Below are 17,667 nucleotides of genomic sequence, written 5' to 3'. Positions count from 1 at the left end.
GCACCCGCACTTGCCGCCCAAAACGCAGAAAGCCCGGAGCGGCGGCTCCGGGCTTTCGCGATGTCGCTTGCGCGCTGCGGCTTACTCGGCCGAGGCGGTGCGCCCGGTGATCGACCGGAAGGCCTTCGAGAGGAACGAGGACTTCTCCTCGCGCGGCTCCAGGCCGTTGCTGGCGAGGAGTGCGTGCGCGTCCTTGTACCAGGGCGAGTCCGGGAAGTTGTGGCCGAGCACGGCGGCGGCGTTCTGCGCCTCCTGCGGGATGCCCAGCGCCCAATACGCCTCGGTCAGGCGCTCCAGGGCTTCCTCGGCGTGGCGGGTGGTCTGGTACTTGGAGACCACGTCGCGGAAGCGGTTGATCGCCGCCGGGAAGTTGCGCTTCTCCAGGTAGTAGCGGCCGATATCCATCTCCTTGCCGGCGAGCTGGTCGCGGGTGATCTGGATCTTGGCCTTGGCGTCCGCCGCGTATTCCGAGGTCGGATAGCGCTGGACGAGTTCCTGCAGGGCGACGAGGGCCTTCTCCGAGCGGTCCTGGTCGCGGGTCACGTCCGGGATCTGCTTGTAGTTCGACATGGCGATCAGGTACTGCGCGTAGGCCGCGTCCTTGCTGGACGGGTGCCGCTGCAAGTACAGTTTCGAGGCGTTGATCGCGTCGTCGTACTTCTGGCCCTCGTAATTCGCGTAGGCCGTCATCAACAGCGCCTTCCGCGACCAGTCCGAGTACTGGTACGTCTTGTCGAGGCTGTCGAACTTCTTGACGGCGCCTTCGTAGTCGCTGTCCTCCATCTTCGCCAAGCCCTCGCTGTAGAGCTTGTCGGCCGGCACGTCCGGCACGACCTCGGGCTTGTACTTCTCGGCGAAGATCCCGGTGGGATCGAAGTCGCAGCCGCCGAGGCCAAGGCCCAGCACGGCCACGAGCGGAGCCGCCAGGGCCGTAAGGCCGCGAAGACGAATGGTAACAGGCATTCTCGCGCTCTTTCCCCCACCCGGAGCGGTTTTCGCCGCCGGGATGCCAACCCGTGGTGGTCACCGGCCCCGGGGAGCCGGACCCGCCATTTACGGGCGCTTAAACCGTGACGCTCGATTCTGGCGCGAAAGCGGCGATGGTGAGGCGTTTCGCTTCGGATGCGCAGTGTTGTGCGCCGGACACAGCCCCGAGGGCGACCCGGCTCGTCCGCCTCAGACGTCGGCGGCGAAGGCGGCGAGGCCGAGGCTCGCGCCGAGATCGACGAGGGTGCCCTGGCGACTGCCGGCGGCCTCGACGATGGCGTAGTTGGCGCGGTCCGAGAACAGGGCGGACAGGACGCCGACATTCATGCGGTGGCCGCCGCAATAGGAGCGGTAGGCCCCTTGGATCGGCAGGCCGGCGAGGGCGAGGTCGCCCACCGCGTCGAGGATCTTGTGGCGGACGAACTCGTCGGGGAAGCGCAGGCCCTCGGGGTTCACGACGCCGTTCTCGCCCACCGCGACGGTGTTCTCGAGCGAGGCGCCGAGCGCGAAGCCCGCCTTCCAGTAGCGCTCCACGTCCTTCATCATGCCGAAGGTGCGGGCATCCGCGACCTCACGACGATAGGACGCCGGCGACAGGTCCATGGCCTTGCGCGAGCGACCGATCACCGGGTTGTCGAAATCGATCTCGACGTCGAGGCGGAAGCCCCAGTCGATGGGGCGGAGTTCGGCGAAGGCGCGGCCCACCTCGATGCGTACCGGGCGCAGGACCTTCAGCCACCGCTTGGGGGCGCCGCAGGAGGCGAGGCCGACGGCGTCGATGGCCTCCACGAAGAGCTTGGCGGAACCGTCGAGGATGGGAAGTTCGGGCCCGTCGATCTCGATCAGGGCGTTGTCGACGCCCAATCCGAAGAGGGCGGACATCAGATGTTCGATGGTGGCGACGGCCCCGGTCTCGACGTCACCGATGACGGTGCAGAGTTCGGTGGCGGAAACGAGGGCGTGGTGGGCCTTGATGAGACGGTCGTTGCCGAGGGGGGTACCGGTGCGGAGGAAAGCGATGCCGTGGTTTGCGGGAGCGGGCCGGATCGTGATCCCGGCGGGGTTCCCGGAGTGGACGCCGACGCCGGAGAGCGTGGCCGCCGCCTTGAGGGTGGTCTGATTATTCGTTCGCATTCCTGAGCCCTCGGCCGCAATCCGGCTTCGCCATCCCGGTTCGGGTGGCGTGCGCCTCGATCCGTCCGCTGCTTGATGCCCCTATACCGCTGACAGGTTGTATCCCCGCGGCACGCTCGTTCTTACGGGATTAGCTATAGCCGCGCTCGGCAGGCCAGCCAAATCACGGATTCTTACCGCTTGTTACAAGCTGGACCGGATCGGGATTCGAAGAAAGCGCAACGCGTCCAATGAGTTAAAAATTGGTTAACGCGCGGCCGATCCATGGCCGATCTGTGGCGCCGATGCATCATATGCACAGCCCCAGCACCGATACGACGAGACCTCACGCCATGCAATCCCAAAGGATTGCACAACGTGAGGTTGAATAGTGTCGGTTAAGGTGGCGATCAGTTCGCTTGACGGCGGAGGAAGGCCGGGATCTCGAGCTGGTCGTCGTCCATCATCCGGGGCTGTTGCGGCAGGGTGCGGCCCTGGCCGTCGAGGTTGCCCTGCGCCGGACGGTACTGCGGAGCCGGCGGCATCGGAGCACGGGGCGCCGGGGGCAGCGGCGCCTGGTAGGCGGCCGGCGCGGGCGGAGCCGGCGGCATCGCGGCGGCGCGCGGGGCCGGAGCGGCCTCGTCCTCACGCCGTCCGCCGAAGCCGACGGTGGCGAGGCGGCGCAGCAGCGAGGTCCGCTTGGATTCCGGCGCGGACTCCTCGGCGGCGCGGCTCGCCATCAGCTGGTTCTGGGCGATCGGGGGCAGCTCGTGGATCTGCGGCATGCGCGGGGCGCGGGCGACGGCCGGGTTCGAAACCGGCGCGGCCGGGCGCGGCGGCACGAACGGGCCGGCATGGTGCTGCGGCGCCGGCTCGGGCTGGGGCGCGACGGGCGCGGGCACGAACGGGGCGGCGGCGCGCGGCTGCACGGGGGCGAGCAGCACGTCGTCGCGGGTCGTCACCGGGGCCGGCTCCGGGCGGATGTCGAGGCGCTGCTCGATGGAGGGCGCGACCGGGGCGGGGGCGGCCGGGGCGACGGGCGCCTGGACGGGGGCCAGGGCGGAGGCGATCGAGTCCGTGCGGATGCTCGGCACCGGCGAGGCGGCGCGGGCGCGGGCCTCGGCGCGCAGGCGCTCGGCCACCTCGGCGATGCGCTGCTCGGTCTCGGCAACGGCCGGGTTGTTCGGCGAGTTCGCCGAGATCAGCGCCGGCTCGATGCCGGTGGCGACCACCGACACGCGGATGATGCCGTCGAGGCTCTCGTCGAAGGTGGCGCCCAGGATGATGTTGGCGTCCTGATCGACCTCCTCGCGGATGCGGGTGGCGGCCTCGTCTAGCTCGTAGAGGGTGAGGTCGGAACCGCCGGTGATCGAGATCAGCAGGCCGCGCGCACCCTTCATCGACACGTCGTCGAGGAGCGGGTTGGCGATGGCGGCTTCCGCGGCACGGTTGGCGCGCTTCTCGCCGGAAGCCTCGCCGGTGCCCATCATCGCCTTGCCCATGCCGCGCATGATCGCGCGCACGTCGGCGAAGTCGAGGTTGATGAGGCCTTCCTTGACCATCAGGTCGGTGATGCAGGCGACGCCCGAGTAGAGCACCTGGTCCGCCATCGCGAAGGCGTCGGCGAAGGTGGTCTTCTCGTTGGCGACCCGGAACAGGTTCTGGTTCGGGATGACGATCAGGGTGTCGACCGCCGCCTGAAGCTCCTGGATGCCGGACTCGGCCGTGCGCATCCGGCGGACGCCCTCGAACTGGAACGGCTTCGTCACGACGCCGACGGTGAGGATGCCCATGTCGCGGGCGGCGCGGGCGATGACCGGGGCCGCGCCGGTGCCGGTGCCGCCGCCCATGCCGGCGGTGATGAAGCACATGTGGGCGCCGGAGAGCTGGTCACGGATCTCGTCGATCACCTCGTCGGCCGCCGCCGAGCCGACTTCCGGGTGCGAGCCGGCGCCGAGACCCTGCGTGACGTTGAGGCCCATCTGGATGACCCGCTCGGCCTTCGAGGAGGTGAGCGCCTGGGCATCGGTGTTGGCCACCACGAACTCGCAGCCCAGCAGGCCGGACTCGATCATGTTGTTGACCGCGTTGCCGCCGGCGCCGCCGACGCCGAAGACGGTGATGCGGGGCTTGAGTTCCCGGATGTCCGGCGCCTGGAGGGAGATGGCCATGGTGTCGAGCCTCTGCTGAACGTCGCTGTCGCTTGGCGCCTCACGGCGCCGGTTTGTCGGTCGTCGATCCCCGCCCCTGCCGGGGCGCGGACCGTTAGAAGCTGTCCCTGATCCAGCGGACGACCCGCGGGAGGTATCGGTGGTCCGTGCCGGTCGCGGCGAAGGCGCCGTGGCCGCGCGGCTCGAAATATTCGGCGTGGGCGACCTGCGGGTAGACGAGCAGGCCGACCGAGGCCGAGAAGGCCGGACCCTTGGCCGCCTCGGGCAGGCCGCGGATCCCGAGGGGCCGCCCGATGCGGACCTGCCCCTGCATCACCCGCCGGGCCACCTCCGGCAGGCCGACGAGCTGGCTCGCGCCGCCCGTGAGCACCACCCGGCGCCCGGCCTGGGCGGCGAAGCCGGCGTTGCGCAGCCGGTCGCGGACCAGCTCCACCACCTCTTCCACGCGCGGCTTGATGATCCGCACCAGTTGCGAGCGCGGGATATGGGCCGGGGCATCGCCCTCCTCCTCGCCGACCCCGTGGACCGCGATCATGTCGCGCTCGTCGGAGGGGGAGGAGATGGCCGAGCCGTAGAGGGTCTTCAGCCGCTCGGCCGCCGCGACGCGGGTCGAGAGGCCCCGGGCGATGTCCATCGTGACGTGGTGGCCGCCCACCGCCACCGCGTCGCAATGGACCAGGTGTCCGCCGGAGAACACGCCGACGCTGGTCGTGCCGCCGCCCATGTCGACGACGCAGACGCCCATCTCCGCCTCGTCGTCCACGAGGGCCGAGAGGCCGGCGGCGTAGGGGGTGGCGATCACCGCCTCGACGCCGAGATGGCAATGCTCGATCGCCAGCATCACGTTGCGCGCGGCGGCGAGTTCGGTGGTGACGACGTGCAGGTCGACGCCCAAGGCCTCGCCGATCATCCCCGAGGGGTCGATCACCGCGCCCTGCCCGTCCAGGGCGTAGCCGGTGGGAAGGGCGTGCAGCACGGCCCGGCCGGGGCTGACGCCGTGGGCGCTCGCCGTCTCCAGCACGCGCTCCACGTCCGAGCCGGTGACGCTGCCGGAGCGCACGTTCACCCGCGCCTGGAAATGCTGCGAGGCGAGGCGCCCGCCGGACATGTTCACGATGACCGACTGGACCTCGACCTTGGCCATCCGCTCGGCGGCATGCACCGCCTGGCGGATCGAGTTCTCGGCCGCTTCCAGATCGATGATCGCGCCGCCCTTGAGGCCCAGCGAGCGCTGGTGGCCGATGCCGATGATCCGCGCCAGATGCGTCCGCCCGCGCAGCGTCGAGAGCGCCTCGGCGGGCTGAAGCTCCGCGATCAGGCAGACCACCTTGCTCGTACCGATGTCGAGGACCGAGAGGATCGTCGAACGGCGGGCCGAGAGCGGCTTCAGACGCGGCGTGAGGCCGTGTTGGCTGTGCATGAAACGCTACCGGACGCGAAAGGCGGGACGGAGGGAGAAGGCGGGCGCGATGCGGGGGCTCATGTGGGCGCCCCCGGCTTCTTCTTGTTCTGCTGCTGCGCCTCGGCGCGGGCGGCGGCGGCTTCCTCGGTCAGGCGCACCACCACCCGGTCGGCCATGCGCAGGTCGACGGCGATGATGTCCTTCTCCAGAAGGCGCTCGTTGCGTTCGAACTTGACGAGGCGGGCGAGCGCCCCGGCCGGATCGTCCTCGGGCAGGCGCACGTCGACGCCGTCGAGCTTCAGGGTCCAGCGGCGGCCCGAGACGTAGGTGCCGGCCTTGATCCGGTCCGCCAGCGGGCCGGCGGCGGACACCAGGGCGAGGTATTCCGGCAGCTTGGCGTTGGCGTTCTCGCCCACCACCAGCGGCAGGCTGGCGTAGCGGTCGTCGCGCATGGCGTCGATCACCGTGCCGTCGGCGGCGATGACGTTGATGACGCCGTCCTTCTGCCACAGGGCGGCGGGCTCACGCTCGACCTGGGTGATGGCGATGTCGTTCGGGTAGATCTTGCGGACCGAGGCCTGGGCGATGAGCGGCACCCGCAGGAGCCGTTCGCGCGCCTCGTTCACGTCGAGGAAGGGCACGGAGGAGCGCCAATCGATCCCGGCGGCGGCCAGGACCTCGCGCTCGTACATCCGCGAGATGCCGGTGATCGTCACCCGCTTCACGCCGAAGCCGAGGACGCGCGCCGCCACGTCGAGGGGGCGCCCTTGCTCGATCACGAAGGCATCGTAACGGCCGCTGGCGACGAAGCCGGCCAGAGACACGGCGGCAAGGGTCACGGAGATGGCGACGGTCCCCGCACCGCGCGGCAGCCGCTCGGACATGGGCTGGCCACCGCGCACCCGCCGCACCGAGAGGGCGCGGGAGGGAAAGCGCGCGGCGAATCGCAGGAGCGGGTTGCCGGCGAGCCGCGCGGACAGGCCCGCGGCCCGGGCGGGACCCGGGTTCAGCGATTCAGGGAAGCGTCCTCCACCATCCATCGGACGAGCTCACCGAAACTCAGGCCCGCATGGGCCGCCATATCCGGCACAAGGCTCGTCTGGGTCATGCCGGGCTGCGTGTTGACCTCCAACACGACCAGCGCGCCGGTTCCCCCCGGCGTGTCGTCGTAGCGAAGGTCGGCACGGCTGACGCCCCGACAACCCAGCGCTTGATGCGCCGTTAACGCCAACTCTTGGACGCGCTGGTAAACATTTGGTTTAAGTTCTGCCGGGAGGACATGGATCGAACCCCCCGGCGCGTACTTGGCGTCATAATCGTACCACTCGGTGGCGGCCTTCACTTCGATGACGCCGAGGGGCTTGTCGCCCATCACCCCGCAGGTCAGCTCGCGGCCGGCAATGTAAGGTTCCGCAAGGACTTGGTCGCCGAAGCGCCACTCGTCCGAGGCGAGGATCTGGGGCGGGTGCGAGCGCCCGTCGCGCACGATGATCACGCCCATCGACGACCCTTCGGCGTTGGGCTTGATCACATAAGGCGGCGGCAGGACGTGGCGGCGCGCGGCCTCCATGCGGTTAACGATCATGCCGCCCGGCACGTCGACCCCGGCCGCCCGCATGACGACCTTGGCGCGCTCCTTGTCCATGGCGAGCGCCGAGGCGAGGACGCCGGAATGGGTGTAGGGAATCTTCAGGATTTCCAGGAGGCCCTGGATCGTGCCGTCCTCGCCGTCCGGCCCGTGCAGGGCGTTGAAGGCGGCATCCGGCCGGAGCCCGGTGAGCACGGTGGCGACATCGGCCCCGACATCGATCCGCGTGACCCTGTACCCCTCCCCTTCGAGGGCATCGGCGCAGGCCTTGCCGGAATTCAGCGAGACCTCACGCTCGGAGGAGGTGCCCCCCATCAGGACGGCGACGTGGCGGGTCATGGGGCAGGCTCCGGAGAGAGGGTCAGGTTCGGGACGCCGGCAGCCGTCCCGATCATGTCATGAAGGCAGGCATAAACCTCTGCCGCCGTGTCGTGCCGCAGGGCGCCGATGGCCCGCAGGACGCGGGCGGGCTCGATGCAGGCGATCTTCAAGGGCCGAACGACCGACGGGACGGCAAGACCGGCCGCCGGAAGGTCATCGATGCGGACATCGGTGGCGAGCGCCGTGTTCCGCGCGCTCGTGATCATCGCGATCCAGACGAAGCCGGACGCCGCCACCTTGGGACCGGAGACGACCAACGCCGGCCGCCGCTTCTCGGCCAGCCGGTCCGAGTACGGAAACGGCACGACGACCACCGTGCCGGCCGGAAGGTCGCCGGGGTCAGAGGTCGGCATAGTCTTCGTCATCGATCGGGCCGCCCCATTCGGTGAAGGCGACGAAGGGGTCCTCGCCCTCGGCAGGTGCCTTGTCGATCGTGACCCCCTCGGGCGTGATCACGTAGCGGAGGCGGTCTCCGGGGCTAATGGACAGCCATTCGCGCACCTCGGCCGGAAGTACGGTCTGACTCTTCACCGAGACCTTGGAATACGCCGTTCGCATGATCTGAGCAGGCATGAAGGGCACCAATCGACTTACATCTTACCGACTTACGAATTGGGCCTCAACACCGATCCGCTTGATCTCCCAGCGCAGCTCGACCCCGCTGGTCTCGCGGACCCGGCGGCGGACTTCCTCGCCGAGGCCCTCGATGTCGGCGGCGGTGGCGCCGCCGCGATTGATCAGGAAGTTGCAGTGCATCTCGCTGACCTGCGCCCCGCCCCGCGTCAGGCCCCGGCAGCCGGCGGCGTCGATGAGTTGCCAGGCCTTGCCGCCCTCCGGGTTGGCGAAGGTCGAGCCGCCGGTTCGCTCGCGGATCGGCTGGGCGGCCTCGCGGGCGGCGGTGACGCGCTCCATCTCGGCTTCGATGGCCTCGCGCTCGCCGGGGCGGCCTCGGAACCGGGCCTCAGTGAAGATGACTTCCTCCGGTGCCGCGCAGTGGCGATAGGAGAAGCCCATCCGGGCGTGGTCGAAGCGGCGGAGGTTGCCGCGCCGGTCGACGCCCCTCGCCTCCACGAACGCGTCGGTGGTCTCGCCGCCATGGGCGCCGGCATTCATGCGCAGCGCCCCGCCCACCGAGCCGGGGATGCCGCGATAGAAGGCGAGCCCGTCGAGGGCGGCTTCCGCCGCTGCCTTGGCGAGGCGCATGTCGGGCACGGCGGTGCCGGCGCTGATTGTCTCGCCGTCGATGGTCACGGTGCCGAAAGCCTTGCCGCCGAGCCGCACGGTCACGCCGGGGATGCCGCCGTCGCGCACGATCAGGTTCGAGCCGAGGCCGATCACCGTCACCGGCACAGCGGGGTCGAGAGCGGCGAGCAGGGCGGCGAGGTCTTCCTCGTCGGCGGGGGTGAACAGCACCTCCGCCGGCCCCCCGACGCGGAACCACGTCAGATCGGCCAGGCTCGCTCCCGCCACCAGCCGGCCCCGGAGGCCGGGCGCGGCGGCGCGGATCGTGTCGTGAAGGGTATTTGATATCATGATGGGAATCGGTTCATCTGGTCCCGAACGGGGGAGCCAAGTTTGCAGGCATGGCGCGAGAGATCGTCTTCACCCGGAGCGCCGCACGCGCGTTCCGCCGCATGCCCGAAGAGACGGAACGGCTGATCCGCGAAAAGCTTCGGCTCTACGCGGACGATCCGGAGGCCCTTTCCAACAACGTCAAAGCCCTGCGCGGCGAAGGCCATCGCTACCGCCTGCGGATCGGCGATTGGCGCGCGGTCTTCACCATCGAGCCGGAACGCGTCATCATTCATGATGTCGGCCCTCGCGGGTCGATCTACGGCTAGGAGCGTGACCGTGACCATCGTGCGAACCGTGACGCCGGCGGGCGAGGCCATCGTGATCCTCCCGGAGGCCGAATTCGACCGCCTGCGCGACCTCGCGGAGGATGCCGCCGACGCGCGGACGATCGACGCCGCGCGGGAACGGGTGGCAGCCGGCGAGGACGAACTCCTCACCGAGGCCGAACTCGATGCGCTGCTCCGGGCGCCGAGCCCCCTCGCCTTCTGGCGAGCGAAGCGCGCACTGTCCCTCGAAACCCTCGCCCGCGACAGCGGCGTGCCCACCGAGACCCTCGCCGCCCTTGAGGCGGGCACGGTGGACGCCGATTTGGCGATGGCCGGAACATTGGCGCGGGTCCTCGGCGTCGATCCCGAGGACATCGCTCCGTAGGCCCCGTCCACCCTCACCCCCGCGTGGCCAACTCACCCGGCAGGGCGTAGGCCCATTGGGTGATCGTGCCGGCGCCGAGGCACACAATGTAATCGCCGGACTTGGCGACGTCCGCGACGATCCCCGCCAGATCCTCCGGCTTCTCCAGGGCGCGGGCGTCCCGGTGGCCGCGCGAGCGCAGGCCCGCCACGAGGCTGTCGCGGTCGAAACCCTCGATCGGCGCCTCGCCCGCCGCGTAGACCGGGGCGACGATCACAGTGTCGGCGTCGTTGAAGCAGGTGCAGAAATCGTCGAACAGCGATTGCAGCCGCGTGTAGCGGTGCGGCTGCACCACCGCGATCACCCCGTGATCCGTCGAGGCGCGGGCGGCCTTGAGCACCGCCTTGATCTCCACCGGATGGTGTCCGTAATCGTCGAAGATCGCCGCGCCGTTCCACTCGCCCGTGCGGGTGAAGCGCCGCTTCACGCCGCCGAAGCCGGCGAGCGCGTTGCGGATCGCGTCGGGCTTCACGCCGAGCTCGTGGGCCACCGCCAGGGCCGCCGTGGCGTTCAGCGCGTTGTGCTTGCCCGGCATCGGGAGGACGAGATCCTCCATCTCCATCCGGTAGCCGGGGCGACGGTCGCGGATCATCACCCGGAACTTGCTCTGGCCCCCCTTCAGGTCGACGTCGATCAGGCGCACGTCTGCCTGCGGGTTCTCGCCGTAGGTGATGATCCGCCGGTCCTCGATATGGCCGACAAGATCCTGCACCACCGGGTGGTCGATGCACATCACCGCGAAGCCGTAGAACGGGATGTTGTCGATGAAGCGCCGGAACGCGTCCTTGATCGCGTCGAACGAGCCGAAATGGTCGAGATGCTCGGGGTCGATGTTGGTGACGATCGCCACGTCCGCCGGCAGCTTGAGGAAGGTGCCGTCCGATTCGTCGGCCTCCACCACCATCCAGTCGCCCGCGCCCATGCGGGCGTTGGTGCCGTAGGCGTTGATGATGCCGCCGTTGATCACCGTCGGGTCGAGGTTGCCGGCGTCGAGGAGCGTCGCCACCAGGGAGGTGGTGGTGGTCTTGCCGTGGGTGCCGGCCACCGCGACGCAGGACTTGAACCGCATCAGCTCGGCCAGCATCTCGGCGCGGCGCACCACCGGCAGGCGGGCCTCGCGGGCGGCTTCGAGCTCGGGATTGTCGCGGCGGATCGCCGTCGAGACGACGACGAGCCCGGCTTCGGCGACGTTGGCCGCGTCATGCCCGACGAAGGTGCGCATGCCCTTGTCCGCGAGGCGGCGGACATTGGCGTTGTCCGAGGCGTCCGAGCCTTGCACCGTGTAGCCGAGGTTGTGCATCACCTCGGCGATGCCGGACATGCCGATGCCGCCGATGCCGATGAAGTGGATGGGACCGAGTTTGTCGGGCAGCTTCATGGGTGTCAGACCTGTGCGGAACCGGGCGCGACGGCGCGGCGATCAGGGATGGGCCGCCGTCTCGACGACGACTTCGGCCAGCCGCTCGGCGGCGTCGTGAATGCCTGCGCTTCTCGCCGCATCGGCGGCCCGGGTCAATTTCGCCGGGTTCTCGCACATCTCCACGAGGTCGGCGGCGAGCCGGTCGGGGGTGAAGGCGGTCTGCTTCAGGACGAGGGCGGCGCCGATCGCCTCCAGGGTCGCGGCGTTGGCCGCCTGATCCTGATCGAGGGCGCCGGGAAGGGGCACCAGCACCGAGGGGCGGCCGATGGCGGCGAGTTCCGAGACGGTCGAGGCGCCGGAGCGCGAGATCACGAGGTGGCTCGCCGCCATCCGGGCCGGCAGGTCCTTGAAGAACGGGGCCGCATCCAGGCCGGCGAGACCCATGGCGAGGGTGCGGTTCTGCACCGCCGTCAGGTCCTCGGGCCGCACCTGCTGCGTGACGTGCAGGCGCGCCCGCAGGTCGGCGGGCAGGCGTTCGAGTGCCGGCGGGACGATCTCACCCATGATCCGCGCGCCCTGGCTTCCGCCGAACACGAGGAGCCGGAGCACGTCCCCCTCCCCGAAGGCCGGATAGGGAATGCGCGCCGCCTCGATGACGGCGGGCCGCAAGGGGTTTCCGGTATGGACGCGCCGGGCGGTCGCCTTGTCCGGGATGCCCCGGACCTCGCGGAAGCCGGTGGCGATGGTGCGCGCGCCCCGCGCCAGGAAGGCGTTGGCCCGGCCCATCACGGCGTTCTGCTCGTGCAGGAGCGTCGGCACCCGCAGGAGCTGCGCGGCCAGCACGGGCGGCACGGTCGGATAGCCGCCGAATCCGACCACCGCCGCCGGGTTGATCCGCCGGATCGCCTTGGCGGCGTCGCCGAAGCCCCGCCCGAGGGTGACGACGGCCTTGGCCCGCCGGAGCGGGCTCATGCCCGACGGCGTCGCCGAGCGGATGGTGACGATCTCCGAGGCGGGGAAGCCTGTGGCGATGGAATCGACCCGCGCGTCCGTGGCCAGGGCGACGCGCACGCCCCGCGCCCGCAGGGCATGGGCGAGGCTTTCGGCCGGGAAGAGATGGCCGCCGGTGCCGCCCGCGCAGAGCAGGATGGTGGGGGTGAAGACGGTCACTGCATCACTCCCGCCACGCTGGACGGCGCGGTGCCGGGGGGCTTCTGGCTGAGGAGCACCGTGCGCGGGCGCTTGCGGGTGAGCGCCACGAGGAAGCCGGTGCCGAGCGCCAGCGAGAACATCGACGAACCGCCGAAGGAGACGAAGGGGAGCGTCATGCCCTTGGCCGGCATGAGTTGGGTGTTCACCGCCATGTTGATGCACGCCTGCAAGCCGAACAGGGTCGCGAGCCCCGTGATCGCCAGCCGCGAGAACGTGTCGTCCGTGCGCCGGGCGAGCTTGAGGCCGCGCAGCACGATGTAGGCGAACAAAGCGACGAGACACAGGCAGACGATGACGCCGAATTCCTCGCCGATCACCGAGAAGAGGAAGTCGGTATGGGCATCGGGCAGGTGGCGCTTGGCGACGCCCTCCCCCGGCCCGGTGCCGAACCAGCTTCCCGAGCGGAAGGATTCGCGCGACCAGAATTCCTGGAAGCCGCCGCCCGCGCCGTCGTCGCCCCGGTCGAGGAACTTGTTGAAGCGCTCGCGGACGTGGTGGAAGAACGTGTAGGCGGCGAAGACGCCCGCGAGGCCGAAGACGCCGAGTGCGCCGACCCAGATCAGGTGCAGGCCCGCCACGAAGAGCAGGGCCGACCAGGTCATGGTGATGAGCATGGTCTGGCCGAAATCCGGCTGCAGCAGCAGCGGGACGATGGTGACCGGCAGGATCAGCAGGCCAAGCAGGCCGCCGGGCATGTCGCGCCGCTGCGCGCCCTCGGAGAAGGCCCAGGCCGCGACGACCACGAAGGCCGGCTTCACGAACTCGGAGGGCTGGAGGCCGAAGGAGCCGAACTGGATCCAGCGATGCGCGCCCTTGATCTCCGGCCCGACCTTCACGGCGAGCAGGCAGAGCGCGACCCCGGAGACCCAGGTGAGCAGGGCGAGCCGCCGGATGCCGCGCAGGCTCAGGAACGACACCGCGCAGATGATCAGCACGGTCGGCGCGAGATACATCGCCTGACGGTTCAGGAAGTAGAAGGTCGGCAGGCCGATGCGCTCGGCCACCGGCGGGCCGCCGCCCATCAGGAAGACCAGCCCGGCCACCATCAGGGCGACGAGCGCCGCGAGGAGGCCGCGGTCGACCGTCCACCACCAATCCGTCAGGGGGGTGCGTTCGGCGCGGGACATCATGGGCGTGCGGGTGCTCCCGGCGCCGGGCCTGCGGCGCGAGCCGGAAGCTTGTCCGCGAATGGTAAATGCTTCGCTACGCGGTCGCCAAACCGGCCTGTCGTGCCCGCTCAGGTTGCCGGCGGGAAGGCCTCGAACAGGATGGTCCGCACGAAGCCCGGCATGCGCTGCGGATCGAGGTCGGCGCGACCGCGCAGGATGCGGAGGGAGGCCAGTTCCGGGTCAGCCTCCGATTGCCGGTGGGCCTCGGCCCGCGCCACGAGGGCATCGGCGGTCTGCGGGAAGCGCACGGGGCGCAGGAAGGCCAATTGTCCCTCCCCTTCCAGGAGGATCCACTCGCCCGCCGCGTCGTCCGGCAGCGAAAGCCCGGTCTCCTCGGTGAATTCCCGTTCCGCGCTGCCCACGAGATCGACCGCCTCGCCGCGTAGGTCGTCCCGGTCGGGGGTGCCGCAGGGGAAGTAGAGCTGGCCGGCATTGGCGGTGTGGGCGCCCATCTCGCCCACCAGCACCGCCCCATCTGCGCTCCAGGGGACGATGGCCGCGAAGGCGTTGGCGACAACGCCGTCGAAGCGTCCGCCGTCGCGATAGGCCACGAATTGCGAGTAGCGCGCCTCGAACAGGTCGACGCGGGCGATCCCGCCCTCGACGGCGCAGGCGCAGGACAGGAGGACGATGCCGTCGAACATCGCCGGCCGCGCCGCGCGGCGGCGCTCCCAATGGGCGGCGATCCGCTCCGCGTTGTCCCGCGCCCAGGGCCAGGCGTAGGGCACGAGCCGGCCCTCGACGCCCCGCAGGCTCGTGGCGTGGAAGCCATCAGGCACGCAAGCGTCCCTCCGACACGAGAATCGCCGCGCCGCCGATCTCCACCGAGCGCAGGGCGCCGGCCGCGATGTCGATCTGCAGGGCGATGCTGCTCGGGCGGCCCATCGCCTGCCCCTGGGCGATGGCGACGTCGTGAATGCCGTCGCCGAGCGACTCGAATTGCATCAGCACCCCGGCGAAGGCCGCCGCCGCCGAGCCGGTGGCGGGGTCCTCCGGCACGCCCATCCGGGGGGCGAACATCCGGGTGCGGAAGGCGAGGCCCAGCCCTTCCGGGTCGGGGGCGTAGAGATAGAGCCCGTCGCCCTCCTCCGGGGCGGCGGCCGGGCGCACCGCATCGAGGCGCGCGGCCGAGGCGACCGGCACGCAGGTGAAGCACGGCCCCGTCCCGTGCCGGCTCGGGCGGTGCCGGCCGAAGCCGACCTCCCCCGGCTCCAGGCCGAGGAGCGTTTCCAGTACCTCCGGCTCCGGCCCCGGCCCGAGATATTCGGGCATGGCGGGCAGCTTGAACCGGGCGCGGCCGCCCGCGCCGTCGGGCAGGGTCTCGACGACGCAGGGCACGATGCCGATCCCTTCCTCCAGGCCGAAGGCGCGGGCGTCGGCGCCGGGCGGATCCTGCAACGCGAGGAACACCGCCGTGCCGACGGTGGGATGCCCAGCGAAGGGGAGTTCCCGGGCGGGGGTGAAGATGCGCAACCGCGCCCGGTGGCGGGGCTCGTCCGGCGGGAGCAGGAACACCGTTTCCGACAGGTTGAATTCGCGGGCGATGGCCTGCATCGCCGCGCCGTCGAGCCCTTCGGAATCGAGGACCACCGCCAGCGGGTTGCCGGCGAGGGGCTGCGTGGTGAACACGTCGAGGGTGGCGAAGCGGCGCGTCATGGCATCACCTCAGGCTTGGGACAGTGTCGGCTCAGACCGCCTCGGCGGGAAAAACTTCGGAGGGGGCGACGAACTCCTCCTGAGCGGCGACGGTGAGGATTTCCCGCGAGCCCGCTTCGGCGGTGGCGCGCAGCAGGCCGTAGACCGAGGCCGCCGCCTTCTCCAGCGCCGGGGCGGCGGAGCGCTCCCTGGCGTAGTGGACGAGGAACAGGGCGGCGATGCAATCGCCCGCGCCGTTGATCGCGAGGTCGAGGCGCGGGGTGCGCACCCGGAACAGCCGCCCGCCCTCCCCGGCCAGCAGGTCGATGCGGTCGGTGGGGGTCTCGGCGGTGGCCGCCGAGGTCACGACCACCACCTTCGGTCCCCGCGCCTGCAAGGCGGCGATGGCGGCGCGCGCCTCGTCCAGGGTGCCGCTCGGCAGGCCGGTGAGGAGGTTCAGCTCGAACTGGTTCGGGGTGAGGATGTCGGCGGCGGGCACGGCGCGCTCGCGCATGAACTCGGTGATGCCGGGGCGGACATAGACGCCCTCCTCCGTGTCGCCGAGCACGGGATCGCAGCAATAGAGCGCGGCCGGGTTCTCGGCGCGGACGGCGGCCACCGCCTCCAGGATCGCCTCGCCGATGGCGGCCGAGCCCATGTAGCCGGACAGCACCGCGTCGCAGCGGGCGAGTGCCCCGCGCTCGCCGACGCCCCGCACCACGTCGCGGATGGTCTCGGCGGCGAAGACCTCGCCCCGCCACGCGCCGTAGCCGGTGTGATTGGAGAACTGCACGGTGTGGACCGGCCACACCTCGACCCCGAGCCGCTGCATCGGGAACACCGCCGAGGCGTTGCCGACATGGCCGTAGGCGACGTGGGACTGAATGGAGAGGACGTTCACTTAAAGGGCTCCTCGACGCGCCGTGGTTAGCCCGTTCCACGCGCCTTCGCACCCCCGCTCTTGCCGAGCTGCCATGCCGGACTCAGATGGGACCGACGCAAGGAGAGTTTTCCGCCCCCATGGACATCGAAGCCCTCAAGGACTCGACGATGGCCTTCGTCGAGACGCACAAGGCCTGGGCGCCGCTGATCGCGGCCGGGCTCGCCTTCTGCGAATCGATCGCCGTGCTCTCGCTCTTCGTCCCCGCGACGGTGATCCTCGTGGCCGTCGGTGCGCTGGTCGGCGGGGCCGGGCTCGCCTTCTGGCCGGTGGTGATCGGCGCCGCCGCCGGGGCGGCCTTGGGCGATTGGGTCTCCTACGAGTTCGGGCACTGGCTCGGGCCGGGCGCCAAGCAGAAATGGCCCCTGAGCCGCTATCCCGAGATGACCGCCAAGGCCGAGGGCTTCATCCACCGCTGGGGCGTCGCCGCCGTCGCGCTCGGGCGCTTCTTCGGCCCGGCGCGGGCCCTCGTACCGCTGCTGGCCGGGGTGCTCGGCATGAGCCGCCTGCCCTTCCAGCTCGCCAACGTCGCCTCGGCCTTGGTCTGGGCCTTCGTGCTGCTGGCGCCCGGCGCCGGTCTGCTGGCGTGGTTCGAGAAATGAGCCGCGTGATGCCGCGCCGCAGGTGACGCGGCCGGCGCGCGCCTTCACCATGTCCCGATTCGGCACGATACCGATTCGGTCATGACAGCTACCGCCACGCCAGAACCCGCGCTGATCCTCCCCCCGGACCGGCGCCAATCCCCCACCGCCCTGCGGATCCAGCGCGGGGTGCGGCGGCTGTTCTCGGAGATGGGCTGCGTGACCCTGCCGGAATTCTCCTTGGTGAACGGCCGCCGGGCCGACGTCATCGCCCTCTGCGGCGCGGGGCGGCTCACCATCGTGGAGATCAAATCGAGCGTGGCCGATTTCCGCGCCGACCGGAAATGGCCGGATTACCGGGACTTCTGCGACCGGTTCTACTTCGCGATCCCCGACGATGTGCCGGAAGATCTGATTCCCGAGGAATGCGGCCTGATCGTCGCCGACGCCTACGGCGCCGCGATCCTGCGCGAGGCGCCCGAGCATGCCCTCAGCGGCCCCCGGCGCAAGGCGGTGACGCTCCGCTTCGCTCACAGCGCCGCGCGGCTCCTGCACGCGCTCGCCGACCCCGGCGCGATCCGCGAAGGCGCGCTCTGAGAGGCTGGCGGGAAAGTCGATTCCTCCCCTCAATCCCCCTCATCCTGAGGTGCCGCGCAGCGGCCTCGAAGGAGGGCTCCAGACAGCGCCGCGATCCCTGGAGCCCTCCTTCGAGGCCTTCGCTGCGCTCCGGCACCTCAGGATGAGGTCGAGGGTGAAAGAACCGCCGACTTCTCGGCCGGACTCTTAGGATGAGGTCTTGGAAGGGATCGTCCGGCTTCCCGGCCGGACACCGGAGAGGCTTGCCCCGGAGCGCCGCCGCGTCC

19 protein-coding genes are annotated in these 17,667 nt (G+C 70.5%); 4 read left to right on the top strand and 15 right to left on the bottom strand.

The genetic code is table 11. The features are described 5' to 3' along the window. Positions 1–81 precede the first annotated feature (81 nt). From ACS5Q7_RS11520 to murB, 9 genes are all read right to left on the bottom strand, one after another. Entirely contained in the window at positions 82–963 is an 882-nt protein-coding gene (locus ACS5Q7_RS11520) for an outer membrane protein assembly factor BamD (RefSeq protein ID WP_478339452.1), read from the bottom strand. Between the two features lie 213 nt (positions 964–1,176). Beyond that, complete coding sequence (lpxC, locus tag ACS5Q7_RS11515) at positions 1,177–2,121, bottom strand: UDP-3-O-acyl-N-acetylglucosamine deacetylase (RefSeq protein ID WP_478339451.1); 945 nt, start codon at positions 2,119–2,121, stop codon at positions 1,177–1,179. A gap of 389 nt (positions 2,122–2,510) precedes the next feature. Then, a complete protein-coding gene (ftsZ, locus tag ACS5Q7_RS11510; RefSeq protein ID WP_478339450.1) occupies positions 2,511–4,271 on the bottom strand; it encodes a cell division protein FtsZ in 1,761 nt (586 codons plus the stop codon). A 94-nt stretch (positions 4,272–4,365) separates the two neighbouring features. After that, on the bottom strand, positions 4,366–5,691 hold the full coding sequence (gene ftsA / locus ACS5Q7_RS11505) for a cell division protein FtsA (protein WP_478339449.1): 1,326 nt from the start codon (positions 5,689–5,691) through the stop codon (positions 4,366–4,368). A gap of 59 nt (positions 5,692–5,750) precedes the next feature. After that, on the bottom strand, positions 5,751–6,713 hold the full coding sequence (locus tag ACS5Q7_RS11500) for a cell division protein FtsQ/DivIB (protein WP_478339448.1): 963 nt from the start codon (positions 6,711–6,713) through the stop codon (positions 5,751–5,753). Next, on the bottom strand, positions 6,680–7,600 hold the full coding sequence (locus ACS5Q7_RS11495; protein WP_478339447.1) for a D-alanine--D-alanine ligase: 921 nt from the start codon (positions 7,598–7,600) through the stop codon (positions 6,680–6,682). Before ACS5Q7_RS11495 ends, ACS5Q7_RS11500 begins: the two co-directional genes overlap by 34 nt. Continuing rightward, the gene (locus ACS5Q7_RS11490; protein ID WP_478339446.1) at positions 7,597–7,995 is read right to left on the bottom strand and encodes a type II toxin-antitoxin system PemK/MazF family toxin; all 399 of its coding nucleotides are present in this window, start codon (positions 7,993–7,995) and stop codon (positions 7,597–7,599) included. Before ACS5Q7_RS11490 ends, ACS5Q7_RS11495 begins: the two co-directional genes overlap by 4 nt. Continuing rightward, a complete protein-coding gene (locus tag ACS5Q7_RS11485) occupies positions 7,982–8,215 on the bottom strand; it encodes an AbrB/MazE/SpoVT family DNA-binding domain-containing protein (protein WP_478339445.1) in 234 nt (77 codons plus the stop codon). The genes ACS5Q7_RS11490 and ACS5Q7_RS11485 overlap by 14 nt, the downstream gene beginning before the upstream one ends. A 24-nt stretch (positions 8,216–8,239) precedes the next feature. After that, positions 8,240–9,175 carry a UDP-N-acetylmuramate dehydrogenase gene (gene murB / locus ACS5Q7_RS11480; protein WP_478339444.1) on the bottom strand — a complete coding sequence of 312 codons (936 nt, stop codon included), beginning with the start codon at positions 9,173–9,175 and terminating at the stop codon, positions 8,240–8,242. 50 nt (positions 9,176–9,225) lie between these two features. Between murB and ACS5Q7_RS11475 the strand changes: the two genes are divergently transcribed. Both ACS5Q7_RS11475 and ACS5Q7_RS11470 read left to right on the top strand, forming a co-directional pair. Then, a complete protein-coding gene (locus tag ACS5Q7_RS11475; protein WP_478339443.1) occupies positions 9,226–9,483 on the top strand; it encodes a type II toxin-antitoxin system RelE family toxin in 258 nt (85 codons plus the stop codon). 10 nt (positions 9,484–9,493) lie between these two features. Then, positions 9,494–9,868, top strand: coding sequence for a helix-turn-helix domain-containing protein (locus tag ACS5Q7_RS11470; protein WP_478339442.1), 375 nt, complete (start codon positions 9,494–9,496; stop codon positions 9,866–9,868). Positions 9,869–9,881: 13 nt separating this feature from the next. On the opposite strand, the gene murC is transcribed toward ACS5Q7_RS11470, so the two are convergent. From murC to pdxY, 6 genes are all read right to left on the bottom strand, one after another. After that, complete coding sequence (gene murC / locus ACS5Q7_RS11465) at positions 9,882–11,285, bottom strand: UDP-N-acetylmuramate--L-alanine ligase (RefSeq protein WP_478339441.1); 1,404 nt, start codon at positions 11,283–11,285, stop codon at positions 9,882–9,884. Between the two features lie 42 nt (positions 11,286–11,327). Further along, positions 11,328–12,437 carry an undecaprenyldiphospho-muramoylpentapeptide beta-N-acetylglucosaminyltransferase gene (gene murG, locus ACS5Q7_RS11460; protein ID WP_478339440.1) on the bottom strand — a complete coding sequence of 370 codons (1,110 nt, stop codon included), beginning with the start codon at positions 12,435–12,437 and terminating at the stop codon, positions 11,328–11,330. Beyond that, on the bottom strand, positions 12,434–13,609 hold the full coding sequence (locus ACS5Q7_RS11455) for an FtsW/RodA/SpoVE family cell cycle protein (protein WP_478339439.1): 1,176 nt from the start codon (positions 13,607–13,609) through the stop codon (positions 12,434–12,436). Before ACS5Q7_RS11455 ends, murG begins: the two co-directional genes overlap by 4 nt. 107 nt (positions 13,610–13,716) lie before the next feature. After that, positions 13,717–14,427, bottom strand: a complete 711-nt coding sequence (locus tag ACS5Q7_RS11450; protein WP_478339438.1) for an NUDIX hydrolase — start codon at positions 14,425–14,427, stop codon at positions 13,717–13,719. Beyond that, on the bottom strand, positions 14,420–15,304 hold the full coding sequence (locus ACS5Q7_RS11445; RefSeq protein ID WP_478339437.1) for a PhzF family phenazine biosynthesis protein: 885 nt from the start codon (positions 15,302–15,304) through the stop codon (positions 14,420–14,422). Before ACS5Q7_RS11445 ends, ACS5Q7_RS11450 begins: the two co-directional genes overlap by 8 nt. A 31-nt stretch (positions 15,305–15,335) precedes the next feature. Continuing rightward, positions 15,336–16,184: a pyridoxal kinase PdxY gene (gene pdxY / locus ACS5Q7_RS11440; protein WP_478339436.1), complete on the bottom strand. Its 849-nt coding sequence runs from the start codon at positions 16,182–16,184 to the stop codon at positions 15,336–15,338. Positions 16,185–16,303: 119 nt separating this feature from the next. On the opposite strand from pdxY, the gene ACS5Q7_RS11435 reads away from it, so the two are divergent. Both ACS5Q7_RS11435 and ACS5Q7_RS11430 read left to right on the top strand, forming a co-directional pair. Beyond that, a complete protein-coding gene (locus ACS5Q7_RS11435) occupies positions 16,304–16,825 on the top strand; it encodes a DedA family protein (RefSeq protein WP_478339435.1) in 522 nt (173 codons plus the stop codon). A gap of 81 nt (positions 16,826–16,906) precedes the next feature. Further along, positions 16,907–17,401 carry an MmcB family DNA repair protein gene (locus tag ACS5Q7_RS11430; protein WP_478339434.1) on the top strand — a complete coding sequence of 165 codons (495 nt, stop codon included), beginning with the start codon at positions 16,907–16,909 and terminating at the stop codon, positions 17,399–17,401. Positions 17,402–17,667: the final 266 nt, after the last annotated feature.

It is taken from the genome of Methylobacterium sp. Gmos3 (genome assembly GCF_056430985.1).
The sequence above is the reverse complement of the archived record's forward strand: the minus strand, read 5'-3'. Positions and strand labels throughout refer to the sequence as shown.

Bases quoted from the DNA above. Each gene is read 5' to 3' on its own strand.
- ACS5Q7_RS11430 (WP_478339434.1), top strand. From the start codon at position 16,907: ATGACAGCTACCGCCACGCCAGAACCCGCGCTGATCCTCCCCCCGGAC.
- ACS5Q7_RS11485 (WP_478339445.1), bottom strand. From the start codon at position 8,215: ATGCCTGCTCAGATCATGCGAACGGCGTATTCCAAGGTCTCGGTGAAG.
- ACS5Q7_RS11490 (WP_478339446.1), bottom strand. From the start codon at position 7,995: ATGCCGACCTCTGACCCCGGCGACCTTCCGGCCGGCACGGTGGTCGTC.
- murC (WP_478339441.1), bottom strand. From the start codon at position 11,285: ATGAAGCTGCCCGACAAACTCGGTCCCATCCACTTCATCGGCATCGGC.
- ACS5Q7_RS11500 (WP_478339448.1), bottom strand. From the start codon at position 6,713: ATGGATGGTGGAGGACGCTTCCCTGAATCGCTGAACCCGGGTCCCGCC.
- ftsA (WP_478339449.1), bottom strand. From the start codon at position 5,691: ATGCACAGCCAACACGGCCTCACGCCGCGTCTGAAGCCGCTCTCGGCC.
- murB (WP_478339444.1), bottom strand. From the start codon at position 9,175: ATGATATCAAATACCCTTCACGACACGATCCGCGCCGCCGCGCCCGGC.
- ACS5Q7_RS11435 (WP_478339435.1), top strand. From the start codon at position 16,304: ATGGACATCGAAGCCCTCAAGGACTCGACGATGGCCTTCGTCGAGACG.
- ACS5Q7_RS11455 (WP_478339439.1), bottom strand. From the start codon at position 13,609: ATGATGTCCCGCGCCGAACGCACCCCCCTGACGGATTGGTGGTGGACG.
- ftsZ (WP_478339450.1), bottom strand. From the start codon at position 4,271: ATGGCCATCTCCCTCCAGGCGCCGGACATCCGGGAACTCAAGCCCCGC.
- ACS5Q7_RS11445 (WP_478339437.1), bottom strand. From the start codon at position 15,304: ATGACGCGCCGCTTCGCCACCCTCGACGTGTTCACCACGCAGCCCCTC.
- ACS5Q7_RS11475 (WP_478339443.1), top strand. From the start codon at position 9,226: ATGGCGCGAGAGATCGTCTTCACCCGGAGCGCCGCACGCGCGTTCCGC.
- ACS5Q7_RS11495 (WP_478339447.1), bottom strand. From the start codon at position 7,600: ATGACCCGCCACGTCGCCGTCCTGATGGGGGGCACCTCCTCCGAGCGT.
- ACS5Q7_RS11520 (WP_478339452.1), bottom strand. From the start codon at position 963: ATGCCTGTTACCATTCGTCTTCGCGGCCTTACGGCCCTGGCGGCTCCG.
- lpxC (WP_478339451.1), bottom strand. From the start codon at position 2,121: ATGCGAACGAATAATCAGACCACCCTCAAGGCGGCGGCCACGCTCTCC.